The following is a 12,946-nucleotide window of genomic DNA, read 5'->3' as shown; positions in this document are numbered from 1 at the left end:
CATTTTAATTTACATATAATAGCTACACACCCTTCACTTTTGACATGGTTTTCCCAAGAGGACATCCTCAAAATCCTACTTGTTGTTTAAAAACTCCTCCGGCCTTCGGCCACCTCCTCTATAAACAGAGGAGGAGCTGTAACTCTTCCCAAAGATGGTGAGTAACTTAGCTCTCCCTCTGTTTATAGAGGGAGTACCCCGAAGGGGGGAGGGAGTTTAAAAAAGGACTTTTCAGCCAGCCTCTTTTCAAGAAAACATAACACTCAAGCCTAAGAAAACTTTTACTCGTAACGCTTGAACGCCCAATTATAAGAGCCGCCCCATTTCCATTCAATATCTACAATCCGTCCCAAACCGGAAACATGGAATAACAGCCCTTTCTCACCCGGATTCGCATCCGCCAACACTTCCGTGCTCAATTTATAGATATAGAAATTTCCATCGTCCAGTGCCACACCGATCTCTCCGGCATTTGCATCCTGCAATATTTCCACGATATTACCGCTTGTATAATCCGTGAATAGCTTTACGCTTTTCGTGTTCACATCATAGAAGTACAACTTACTGCCTTCACCCATGAAAAGATAAGAACTAGGGCGAATCCGGAAATATACCGTATTATCAGAGATAACACTGCTACCGGCAAAAAGCTCCTGAGTACAATCAAAAATATTGAACCCATCCCAATTGTCAATCTCCATATTTTGATAGTAATAGTTTCCAGAACTCTCCTCTTTCAGGATAATATTAAGCCCACTTCCGTCACCATAATCACCCACGTGCATAATCTTATACCCGGTCAGATCCGTCAGTTTTACCACACCCGGATCATCCGGAGTATAAACAAACTCGACAGGTCCACTATCCGAATTACTATTAAAGCTGGTCAATCGACCTACCACACGATTATTGCCTTCATCATACATCAGCACGGCACCACAATCCTTCGTGTCCAAATCAAAGAATTGAGTGATTCGTCCTCCATCCGTCGTTCCTGAAAAATAAAGCGGAATATCGATAAAAGCTGTCACGTGCTGAATCTCGGAACCCGTATTCCTCCTCCAGTAAACTTCACCATTAGCACTTAACACGAAATCTTGCCATCCGCCATTACGTACCTCCACGGGGTCAAGGCCGGTAGGGTATGCACTTCCGGGGAATTCCTCGTGAAGAGCCATCACCTTCGTGAAATCCATCCCGCTCAAGTAATAGGAACCTCCGGTACGCTGCACGACCATCACTTCATCCGCTTCACCTCCCGTCATCACGTTTTCCAACTTCAACGGCCCTGTACCTAACGGATTATCGGGGTACAACATCGCATACACATCCGGATAAGCCACCCACTCGTAATGTGTCTTTTTATCCTCATCCTGCCAGCTATCCCGCCGGATGTAGCTCAAACTTGTCCGGTTGTCCTTTTCCGCCAAAATAAGCCATCCGACCTTATACGGTGATCTCACCTCTATCGCCGTGTGACTATCATGGAACTCGATCCCGGTACTCCGATCCGTCATATAAAAATTCACATCAAACTGCCCGCAACTCGCGGGAATATACTCGAAATTCCGATCCGTCGAAACGACATTACCCAATCCCATCTCCCAACGATAATCGTATGCCAACGTGTCCCGATCGGGATATTTCCACGCCATCTTCGGAACAATACGCACCGTATCTCCCAGAATAATCGTCTTTTTCGTCAAAGAAGTCACGACATCCAGTGTAACATCATTATAATCAATCAGGCTGTATTTACCTTTATCCTCGTAACATGCGCTAAACCAAAAGCTCACGAACAGGGAGAACAATATAAATCTTTTCATAAACATTCAATTTTAATTATCCGACTACTAATGCCACGGTCATTTCCGTTCCGTCGTCTTCACGAACCATCTCGTTCGCATCTTTCTTCTTTTGCAGGTAATGTTTGAATATAATCGTGTTATAACGAAGTTCTTCTATGTTATCACTATCTATATCCGCTTTACCCGTCTCTTGAATAAACAACCGGTATTTCTTATCCGAATACGCACCCAGATAATTCCGCGTCACGTTATCAGTCCACCAATTCGGCTTGGCCACCACGTTAGAGACGTAGATAATTGCCGAGCGACATTCGGTTTGTCCCAGCAAGAAATCAGTGGTAGATTCCAGTTTTAAAGTCAACCGTAACGCGACAGTTGATATTTCCGCTGTTTTAACAAACGTAATTTTACACGTGTCTCGAACTTTACCGGGCTTCATCGTGAATTTGTCCGGCAACCTGTAATTAGCAGTCGTGGCAGTTGACTTTGCCTGATCCACGCTGATTTTATATTCCTGTTCTCTATCAGAAGGCAAACCGATCACCTCCACTTCCACGGGAAATTCCAATTCATTATCATTCGGGTAAGCCAAGAACGAACAGACGGATGAATCCGTTACCACCTTCACGAACTGAAGATAATTATCACCTCTGTATGTTTTTATATCATCCTTCGAACAGGCCCCCAGAACAAGTATAAATCCTAACAACAAATATATCTTTCTCATAACTATTCGATTTTTAATTATTGATATGCCGATTCACTATAAGGAATAGGAATCACCCACTTTTCCGGGGTCATCTTAATATTATCACTACCGTTAAAAATATCCTGGTTCAGACGCTTGAGCATGAAAAATGTCTGCCCCTCAGTCAACGTTTCCCGGATAATATCATACATCAATTTCAATCGTAGATCGTCAGGTGACATATCAGAAGTCAATCTAGTCTTGGCTCCACGACTTGTTCTCAAAGAATTAAACAATTCGATAGCCTCTCCTTTACGCCCCTTATTCAGTAAATATTCAATCTGTATGTGGTACATCTCCGAAGCCCGAATCACGGGTAACAAAGGCAACTGATCCAATACTTCTTTAAAAGTAGCCCCCGAAAGCCTCAACCACGTGGCATATCGTTGCGCTCCATACGCAAGGGTTGTCTTGTTGTAGAAACCCGTGTAACGATAATCATCCATATCCCCGGCAAAAAGGACATCCATATTTTTCATCCGTAAGGCACTTGAATAACCTTTTAATATGTTTTCCACGTTATCAACCACATCGTTATTCGAAAAACAAAGGAAAAGTTCATTATAACGTTTAGGGTATAGAAAGTTTATATTAGAAACACTTCCCTGATTAGAATTACCCGTCCAACGGAACCATCGCAAATGGAAACCATAGGCAAGACGGGCATTCTCGTAAGCCTTCTCCTCATCCCCTTTATACATATACATCCGGGCAAGTAAAGCATTTGCCGCAAAGTAATTCATCCGGGTTGCCCGGTACAGGAAAAAGTCATCCGGAGAATCAACCAGACCACGATCCAGACTACGTACTCTAGAATATATACTCGTATTTTGTCGCCGATTAAACACGGTATCCACAACTGCCAATAAACTCTGGGCCCGAGTCATATCCATGATCACAGAATCCATAAAAGCCGGAGAATTTTGATAACCCGGTTGTAAATCCGGATATTTCGTCACGTAAGGAATTGCCTGTCCAGTATGCTTTGTCACCGGAGCCGGACAGAACAAACGGAACAGATCAAAATGTACCAATGCACGCACTCCGTACATCTCCCCCAAGATCATATCTTTCTCCATTTTCCCCTGGCCGAAAAAGCTGGTGTCTTTTGCAATCACCTGCTGGATAATATCATTACAACTGGCGATCACGTTATATCCCTTTGACCAAATACTTTCTGTTAAACTTTGAGCAGAGGCATTTTCCCAATCGAAAGAGGCCGCTTCATACAACCCGTAAGGCAAATAGTACTGACTACTAGATTGATAATTATGCCCAATAGCACTGGCAAATCCCCACGTCAGATTCTGTCCGTACAAACTCGTCGATGAGAGAGTTCGATACACCCCGTTCACCGCCATTCTCACCCCTTTATAGTCTCCAAAAATCTCTTTTTGTAACAATTCATTATCTGCCGAAACATCTAGAAAACTGTTACACGATGTCAGCCAAAAGACCGGCAACAATAATATTAAATATAACTTTCTCATAATCTTCAGTATTAGAAACTAGCATTCAAAGTAAACGTAAATGTCCTGGCAAACGGATAGTTCAACCCCATTTCCCGCTTGATCGTTGACATCGTGGCAATATCCTTCATATTGAACTGTAACCTCAACGAACTCAGGTGTATTTTCCGCAACCATACAGGGGCAACGTCATAGCCCACAGAAAGAGAATTAAAGACCACATTATTGTTCTTTTGCACAAAACGAGAAGTTGCACGGGTCACGTACAAACGGTCTTTTATGTCTTTCAGAGGAACAACATCCCCGACATTCTGCCAACGATCCGAACTCACTCGCTTATCAGCGTTATACTTGATCAAATTGGCATTCTCCACGTTATTCACCAAAGTCGTGTTATACTCGTCACCACCATATTCATAGAGGAAGGTCGTGTAAAATGTAAAGTTCCGATAGCGGACATTCAACCCGAAAGCCCCTTGAATCTTCGGCTCGGTATCCCCTATCTTTTGCTGTTCATTCGATTCCCACGTGTATGTCAGGGTCCCATCTCGTTTCACGTAAACCTCTTGACCGTTAGCGGGGTTAATTCCCATCGATTTCATCCCATAAATCGCTGTCAAGGAACTCCCTTCTTCATATTTCATAAACGGCTTGGCATACTTCGAATCCTCTGAAGGCGTACCGTATATCGAGTAATAATTCTGGAAATACTCGTCAATCCGTTCGTTATACTGTTTCAACGACTCCGAAATCTTCAGTATCTTATTCTTATTATGAGCCAAGTTACCGAACACGATAACATCCCAATCCTTATCACTATAAGCTCGCACGTTCAAATCAAGTTCAACCCCTTCATTCAGGATCTCACCCATATTATCCGTGTACTTCGTGAAACCGGAAGATGTCGGCAAAGAGACTTCTGTCACCAAATCAATGGTCTTTTTATAATAATAATCAAAACCCAAAGTCACCCGGTTATTCCACGTGATTATATCCGTACCGATATTCCACGACAATTGCTTTTCCCAAGTCAAATCATCATTCCCCATGTAAATCAGATTTGCCCCGATACCCGTCTGGTACCAGTCGTCCAATAACACCTCGTAAGTATTTCGTGCCATATAAGGCTGGAAATTCGATTTACCGGTCTGTCCCACATTTCCCTTTATCCGGAATTGGTTGATCCACTCGTTCCCTTTCAAGAAATCGTAATTATGCACATTTATACCAGCACCGACAGACCAGAAAGGAGCCCATTTATTTTCCGTTCCGAACTCGGAAGACCCATCGTAACGGAACGAGAAATCGGCCAGGTAAATATCATTATAGCTATAATTCAACATTAAGAACACTCCAAACAATCGGGTCTTATTGTCGGTAAACGTTGGTTTCGTCACGATTTCGTAAGCATACGCTGGAGAATGCCGATGAGCATCCGGAAAACCTCGATAATGAGAATAGGAATACGAGATATTAGAATACGTTGCGTTGAATCCTAAAGAGAAATTCAGATTGTGCAGCCCGAACAATCGATTATAAGCGGCAAACACATTCGTGTTCCATCGGGTCGTTGTTGTTGAAGCTTCTGTCAACTCTCCCCGCAAGAATGCTGTCACTCCATCTCCATACTTGGCCGATTCCGGATCCGTAAACACCTTGGTCTTATCCAATTTATAACTGATCGCGAACTGCCCCTTCACCAGTAAATAATCATTCACGTACCAGTTCAATGCTAGATTATCTGTCCACTCCTTGTAATTACTTTTGTTGAAATTTCCCAATGTCGCCTCGTACAAAGGATTGATAAAACTTTCACCATAATTACGTTGTGGCAATTTCTTGATTAACTTTCCGTTTTTGTCTTTCCACGATTCATACGGATGCTTATTCGTATAGTCCCCGAAAGAACCATAAGGCGAAGCCTTCGAAGTCATGATGTCATAGGAAATCTTATTTTGCATCTGGAAACCCTTGTAACGATATTCCAGTGTCAGGCCGGCACCGATACGATCTCGTAAAGATCTCTTCATCACACCGTTCTGGTTATCATAGCGCAACTCGATACCAAACCGGATCGCATCAGACCCTCCTTCGATATAAACACTATGCTTATGGTTAAACATCGTCGTTAACGGCTGTGACAACCAGTAATAATTTCCTCCCGCCAGAATCACATTCTTCTTATCCAAGTAAATGCCATACTGGTATGCCTTATCTCGCTCATAATTACTTTTCTCAGGATCGCTTGCATAGATTCCGGCCGCCCATTCCGTGTTCAGATTCTGGCGAGCATTCATCATATTGTAACTACTTAAATCCGGAGCCGTGATCTCGTAATTACCATTATAACTCACCACGAAGCGCCCGGGACGGGGTGCAACTGTCTCGATCACGACAACCCCGTTAGAAGCCCTAGAACCATACATGGCCGTGGCGGCAGCATCCTTCAATATCGTAATATCCTTGATCCTGTTCACGTCAAAGTCATACACTTTCTCCACGGACACCTCAAACCCGTCCAGAATAAATATCGGAGTATTCGGGTTATTGGTTATCGCAAACTGAGATACATCAGAAGCCTCTAATGCATCCAACTCCTTCACCCCAGTAATACCTGAACGCCCCCGCACGTAGAACTCCGGCAAGGTATTCGGGTCCGATCCCATCAAATTATTTTTCATGATTCGCAAAGACGGGTCAAACACCTGCAAGGCATCGATCACGTTCCGACCCGCCACTTTCAAAATATCCTCCCGCTTCACTTGCGTGGCCGTTCCCGTGAAACTCGATTTCTTGATATTCGCGTAGCCGGTCACCACCACGTCCTCCAAAGCGATCTTATCCTCCTTCATCACGATGCGCAAATCTTTACGCACTTCCCCTACTTTCAATGGCAATATTTTAACCTCCCGTGTCTCCATCCCCACAAAGGTAAACACCAGCGTGGCGGTATCCGCAGGTAAAGCTACCCCAAAAAGGCCATCCGCACTCGTTGCCACTCCCGTACTAGTCCCCTTTATCACGACAGTCACACCCGGTAACGGTTTTCCCATCTCATCCACAACCCTTCCTTTAATCAACCGGACCTCGTTCTTCACAGTGGTATCCCTCACGGCCACAATTTGATTCTTTTTAATAATAATCAACTGGTCTTCGACAGAATAAGTTAAACCGGTTCCTTTCAGACATTCTTCAAGAACTTCGTCGATACTCACGGATTTAAACCGTTTATTTAGTTTTGTCACCTGAGCCACCTCGCTATCCTTATAGATAAAATAATAGTCGCTGTGTTGACGAATCTCCTTCATGAGATCCTCAAACGTGGCATTTTTCAAGTTAAAACTAAACACGACATTCTGCGAATGTACTGATGCAGATAAATGCATAGCCGTACAAAAAAGAAAAAGAGCTAGAAAACGCATAGTCAATAAGATTTTTCGCACCCCCGACGAACGGGGATAACATCCTCGAATTTTTTTCATACATTTGTACTATTATATGATTAAACAATACTCGTCCGGTTGCACCCGGTCGAGGTTCGTACATGAATGGAAAGCAGTTGCACCTTCTTTCCATTCACTTTTTACTCGTCTTCGACAATAACGGTCTTACCTTGAATGGAGAATCTCACTCCCCCCAAGCGTTCGAACACTTTTAACAAAGTTTCCGCATTCTCGTAACGTTTTAAGCGTCCTGAAAATATAATATCTTTTACGGTGGAATTCTGGTAAAATACATCAACATCATACCATTTCGATATTAGCAACATAATATCCTCCAATCGTTGAGAAACAAACACGTAGACCCCATCTTTCCAAGATACATACAATTCGGTATCAACCTCCCGTACCTCATGTTTTCCATTCTGGGCATTATACAACAATTGTTCGGAAGGAGCCAACACGGCCACTTCCCCCAATGAGTTATCCACCCGTACACATCCCTCCACAAGAGTCGTCTGAATACATTTCTCATCCGGATAAGCCCGGACATTAAATTGCGTTCCCAAAACTTTGATATCCAACTTTTCCGTGTTTACAACAAACGGACGTTCGGAATCTTTCGTAACCTCCAAGAAAACCTCCCCGGAAACCCAAATCCGACGCTCATCACCATGAAATACAACCGGGAAACGGATGTAACTTTCCGAGTTCACCCATATCCGTGTTCCGTCATCCAACGTCACCTTATACTCTCCGCCCCGGGGAACCGTTATTTCGTTATATGCCGTCTCCATGCACTCACTCGTATCTTCAACTTGATAACTCAGCCCGCCGGGATCATTTACAATCCGTTTCGAACCATCCATCAAGTCAAAATTTTCCGGGCTCAATAGCTTGGAACTCCCGTCCGACAAGGTTAACGTTGCCATTGATTTACCCGGTAGTAAAGAAATTTCCCGCATACGCTCTTCCGGGAAAATTCCCTCTTGTCTGATCTGTAATAAAAGCGAGACCAGTAAAGGCAATGCAATAACAGCAGCCGCAGCAACATATTTCCACATACCCCGCTTTCTCCCCCGGATAGCTCCCCGCAAGCGGTCAAAATCATAATACGAGTCAAAACGGCGATACACGGCTTCCTTGTCCTGATAAGATACCGAAGTCACTATTTGCTGAAACAATTCCCGATGCTCCTCCGCAGCCTCCACCCATTTGGTCAACTCCTCCAGCTCGCACTCGGAAATCGTTCCTTTAATATAGGCAAAAAGAATATCCGCTATCTTTAAATTTTCTTCTGACATAATCTACTTCTTTTTATCGTTATAACACGAAAATTGTCAAAGCATACTAGTCCCGATGCAGTTTTTTTCGAGAAAAAAAGCATTTTGTTATTTTGCAACACCGACAAATCCTTATGGTAGGCCAAAGAAACCAATTACATAACCCACCATAAAAATACAATTCAGAGTATCGTGATTAATAAATATCACATAATAAGAACAAAAAGAATATTTTGTCCTTCAACCTAGCCCGTAAAATTTCCCTGGCCCGTGCCCGTTGATTACGCACCGTATTTTCCGAAATATCCAAGGCCTCCGCAATTTCGGGAATAGACATATCTAGTAATGTCAAATTAAAAACTTTCCGCATCGCCTCCGGCAGACGCTCCACTTCGTTACGAATCTGGCGATGCACGTCCTCCTCTATCATAAAAACGTCCTCCCGCTCCTCCGCAAACTTTTCCGACTCCGCGTCATTAAAAGAAATTTTCCTCTCCTTCACACGATCCCGGTTATAATTTAAACAAGCATTGCGAACAGAAAGATACATGAACGAACGCAATGAATAAATAGCCTGAAAATCCGTCCTCCTAGCCCACACTTTTATAAATACCTCCTGCACTATATCAGCCACCACCGCATCATCTTTCACGAAACGGGTTCCAAACGCACATAACGCATGAAAAAACAAACGGTAAACCTCTTTCAGCGCACTTTCTTTACCCTTGTTCAAATTTTGAAGTATATTTGATTCTATATCTACCATCACTTCCGTTTCTATGTTTTACAAATATATTAAAAAACTCAACACTTTTCACATCTCTCCAAAAACAAAATACGCTATTCTCCTTTTACGCCACGAAATACAATTCATTGATTCTCAAAACTCCCGTCTACTACTATATTTTTTTTAGCTAATCAACCTGTTTTTTCCCCTTTTTTATTTTGCAGGATTCAACAAAACCCCTATATTTGCATCGCTTTTGAGAAAATTCCTTAGTAGCTCAGTTGGTTAGAGCGGCGGACTGTTAATCCGTAGGTCGTAGGTTCAAGTCCTACCTGAGGAGCTAAGAAGCTGAAAGCCAGTAGAAATACTGGCTTTTTTCATGCTCGCAAGTTTCGATTTTCATGCAAAAATTCAAACCATCCATTAAATAAACACTTGTTTTAAAACAACTTAGCTACTTTATCCAAAATCATAAACACATTCAGACAAACAAGATATTAAAATACCATATTTGCCATCATTTACACTTCATTTGCTATCAACTGGTCACCAAACAGGGAGCATTATAGGTTACGTCACAATAACACGTATTCTTAAAATAAGCTATATTGATCCATTTGAGACATTATTAAGAATATTTCTATTTAATCAGAAATCTAAGTAATATTCATATCACATTCTTCTTTATACTAATAAAAAATATTAAATTGCGAGAACACATAGTTCAAGGCGTTATCTGGGAATATATTAAATAGAGGATGAAAATCAGATGGAGCAGAAAGGAAATTTCAAATAACGTAATTATCAATCAAAAAAATTACATTGCTATGAAAAAAATTTGGATTTTATTGATTTACGTTACATTTGAATTATTCACGTTATCTTGCACCAAAGATTCCGAAGTGATAATTGGAATTAATGAATTAACACCAATTGGACAAACATTTATGAAACAAGTCATGAAGACGAAAAATTGGGAAAATAACTGGAAGAATATAACCAAAAGAGGAATACCATTACCAGACAAAGCTCGATTGGCATTTGGTGGTAATATCGGATGGTATTACATTCTACCTCTTCAATTGTCTGAAAATAGAGTTGGAATCGTACTCTACCCTATTAATGATGTTAAAGACAATGAAACCCCTAATATAGGGATATTAGGATTACCCCAAATATTAAACAAAGAATGGGCTATACCTGTTGCATCTGTTGATTCATTATTACTTTCAACAATTATTCGTCTTGAAGATTCAGACGAGAATACAGAAGATTCTTTGCCTCTCACAAGTCGAGCAACGTCTGCAACAACCATTGATTTTAATTATTCCATTTTGAGTGATAATTATGTAATTGATTACGGTGATGGGAAAGGAGAAGAGGTCATCTGCCACTCACTTTCACGACAAACAATTATACAGATATTTAATACAGCAGCTCAATACACAGCATATTCCAAAGGAGTAAAGATAACTTTGGGAAATGTGATATTAAAATTAGATAATATATATGAACAAGAAGTTGTAAACATGGCCTGTTCAATGTTCTGCACCAAGGCATCGTCAGGCTTTACATCATTCGGAAGTGTACTTATTATTAATTCATCCAAAATATATAACATACGAGGCAACTCTGGCGAAATAATTCCTTATATAGACGGGAACAACTCTAATTCTAAACCAAATCCTAATCCCGCCCCTGAACCTAACCCAAAACCTGATCTAAATAAACCAATGAAATTATCACATTTAATTGGAAAAGATAATTATTATCTTATGAGGTTAAATGATTTCAAGCGAAGATATCCCGATCAACCCGTGCCTAGTTATTACAAAAATTATGCGGATTTTTATTTGCACGAATTCAAAGATAAGACATATAATTTATTAAGCTCAGAAGGTAAAGAATGGGTATCCAAAACATTAAGTAAATTACAGGAATTAATGGAAGATATTTTAAATAAAGATCCTTACATCGAACTTCGTGAAGAGGACTTTTTAGATGTAGCTTTTGATTCGCATGTTGTCGCATATGAGGATGCTGGTATTTTACAATTGGGTATAATGGACAAATTTAGAATTAGTACAACAGTTTATCCTGATGATTTGTTTTCAGGCCGGGGATTAATACAAGTTGAGAGAATTGCAAGAGATCAAATTGAATGTTACAAAAAAAATCCTAGTTTTGCTATACAACAGGCTCATGAATTATCCATCAACTGGCTAAATATAAAAGCCGAAACATTAAAATATATCTTGGAGAAAAATTCTCAAGATCCTAGAAAACAAAAAAAATCAATGAACTCTAGGAACACTGGACATACGGTTGATGAGATATTAAATATATTGTATGGAGAACAAATAAAATACTTTAAAGCAACAATTTCTAATTTTGAACTACCAGAACAATAAACGATGAAGACAGGTATTTTGATATTGACAATAGGTTTACTTGTTGCTTGCAATCACGGGGGAAAGCACGAAATCTTTGATGCCAACGGATTAACCACCGGCGAACTAAAATCATGCATGTTGTTCACAACGTATAAAGATGGAATTTTAGGAGGATCAGCAAGTAAACCAACCACTCCAAATTACGGTGAAGATCGTAAAATTGGAACCGAATACAACGAGGCGTTATGCTGGATCACTCATGATGGCGGACGGAATTGGAAAAAAATGAAAATAGACGAAGGGAATGTGCATTATTTGATGCAAAACGGGAAGAACGTGTACGCATGGGTTTGGAAGAACTCGGAGAGGGGAGATCTTTCCGCACTTCACGTTTCCCGAGATAAAGGCAAAACATGGCAGAAACAAACGGAAATTAAAGGAATCGCAACACGTCCTCACGTGATTGATTCCAACCGGATGTTTTTCTGGGGTGGAATTGACCACTACGCCCTCCACGAGACAAAAGATGGGGGAAAAACATGGATTGTTCACGAAAATCACTACGATTATATTGATGAAGTATTTTACGATGGATTAACAGCTTATTTCCTCACTCACATTTTTGAACGTTCCGCACCAAGTTTACTCGTGAAAAGGGATTTGGAAACAGGGAAAGGCAAGTTAATATCAATGCCACCGGGACGAACGGGACGAAAAGGGTTCAAAGACATCGTGGCATTAAATAACAATGAAAAACTCGAACTCTACAGGATTATGAATGATTCCTTACTTTATCTTACAACATTTAATTACGGACGACAATACTTGAATTATTTGAAACAGCAAGGAGATAAAATCTATGCTTGCCTTCGGATTCATCGGGGAGGCTCCTTAACTCCGGAAAAGATGATCCTCTTCAGTGAAGATGGCGGCAAAACATGGACAGAAAAAGACTCGGGTATTTCAATATACAGCGATTGTGTTTCAGCCATAGGGAATGAAAAAAATTTCAAAATATGGTACCTTGGTAGTGTTTCAAGAATCGGAACTTACGAAGATTAGTTGGACAGGAACAAGA

General features: G+C 41.0%; 8 protein-coding genes and 1 tRNA gene. 3 read left to right on the top strand and 6 right to left on the bottom strand.

Translation table 11 applies throughout. The features are described from left to right. Positions 1-281: 281 nt before the first annotated feature. The 6 genes from F1644_RS15995 to F1644_RS15970 all read right to left on the bottom strand — a co-directional run bounded on the left by F1644_RS15995 (position 282) and on the right by F1644_RS15970 (position 9,514). The gene (locus tag F1644_RS15995) at positions 282-1,826 is read right to left on the bottom strand and encodes a PKD-like family lipoprotein (protein ID WP_158572062.1); all 1,545 of its coding nucleotides are present in this window, start codon (positions 1,824-1,826) and stop codon (positions 282-284) included. A gap of 16 nt (positions 1,827-1,842) precedes the next feature. Beyond that, a complete protein-coding gene (locus F1644_RS15990; RefSeq protein ID WP_118305498.1) occupies positions 1,843-2,535 on the bottom strand; it encodes a DUF4843 domain-containing protein in 693 nt (230 codons plus the stop codon). A gap of 17 nt (positions 2,536-2,552) precedes the next feature. Next, positions 2,553-4,046: a RagB/SusD family nutrient uptake outer membrane protein gene (locus F1644_RS15985; RefSeq protein WP_118305497.1), complete on the bottom strand. Its 1,494-nt coding sequence runs from the start codon at positions 4,044-4,046 to the stop codon at positions 2,553-2,555. Between the two features lie 11 nt (positions 4,047-4,057). Next, entirely contained in the window at positions 4,058-7,507 is a 3,450-nt protein-coding gene (locus F1644_RS15980) for a SusC/RagA family TonB-linked outer membrane protein (protein WP_229782472.1), read from the bottom strand. 101 nt (positions 7,508-7,608) lie between these two features. Beyond that, on the bottom strand, positions 7,609-8,769 hold the full coding sequence (locus F1644_RS15975) for a FecR family protein (RefSeq protein ID WP_168044487.1): 1,161 nt from the start codon (positions 8,767-8,769) through the stop codon (positions 7,609-7,611). Positions 8,770-8,944: 175 nt separating this feature from the next. Further along, positions 8,945-9,514, bottom strand: a complete 570-nt coding sequence (locus F1644_RS15970) for an RNA polymerase sigma factor (protein ID WP_087420738.1) — start codon at positions 9,512-9,514, stop codon at positions 8,945-8,947. A 227-nt stretch (positions 9,515-9,741) separates the two neighbouring features. On the opposite strand from F1644_RS15970, the gene F1644_RS15965 reads away from it, so the two are divergent. The 3 genes from F1644_RS15965 to F1644_RS15955 all read left to right on the top strand — a co-directional run bounded on the left by F1644_RS15965 (position 9,742) and on the right by F1644_RS15955 (position 12,930). Beyond that, positions 9,742-9,815 (top strand) — tRNA-Asn (locus F1644_RS15965). A gap of 418 nt (positions 9,816-10,233) precedes the next feature. Continuing rightward, entirely contained in the window at positions 10,234-11,886 is a 1,653-nt protein-coding gene (locus tag F1644_RS15960) for a hypothetical protein (protein ID WP_317147133.1), read from the top strand. Positions 11,887-11,889: 3 nt separating this feature from the next. Beyond that, positions 11,890-12,930: a WD40/YVTN/BNR-like repeat-containing protein gene (locus tag F1644_RS15955; protein ID WP_168044489.1), complete on the top strand. Its 1,041-nt coding sequence runs from the start codon at positions 11,890-11,892 to the stop codon at positions 12,928-12,930. Positions 12,931-12,946: the final 16 nt, after the last annotated feature.

Source organism: Butyricimonas paravirosa (assembly GCF_032878955.1).
GTDB classification, from domain to species: Bacteria; Bacteroidota; Bacteroidia; order Bacteroidales; family Marinifilaceae; genus Butyricimonas; species Butyricimonas paravirosa.
This window is presented reverse-complemented; position numbering and strand designations above follow the sequence as displayed.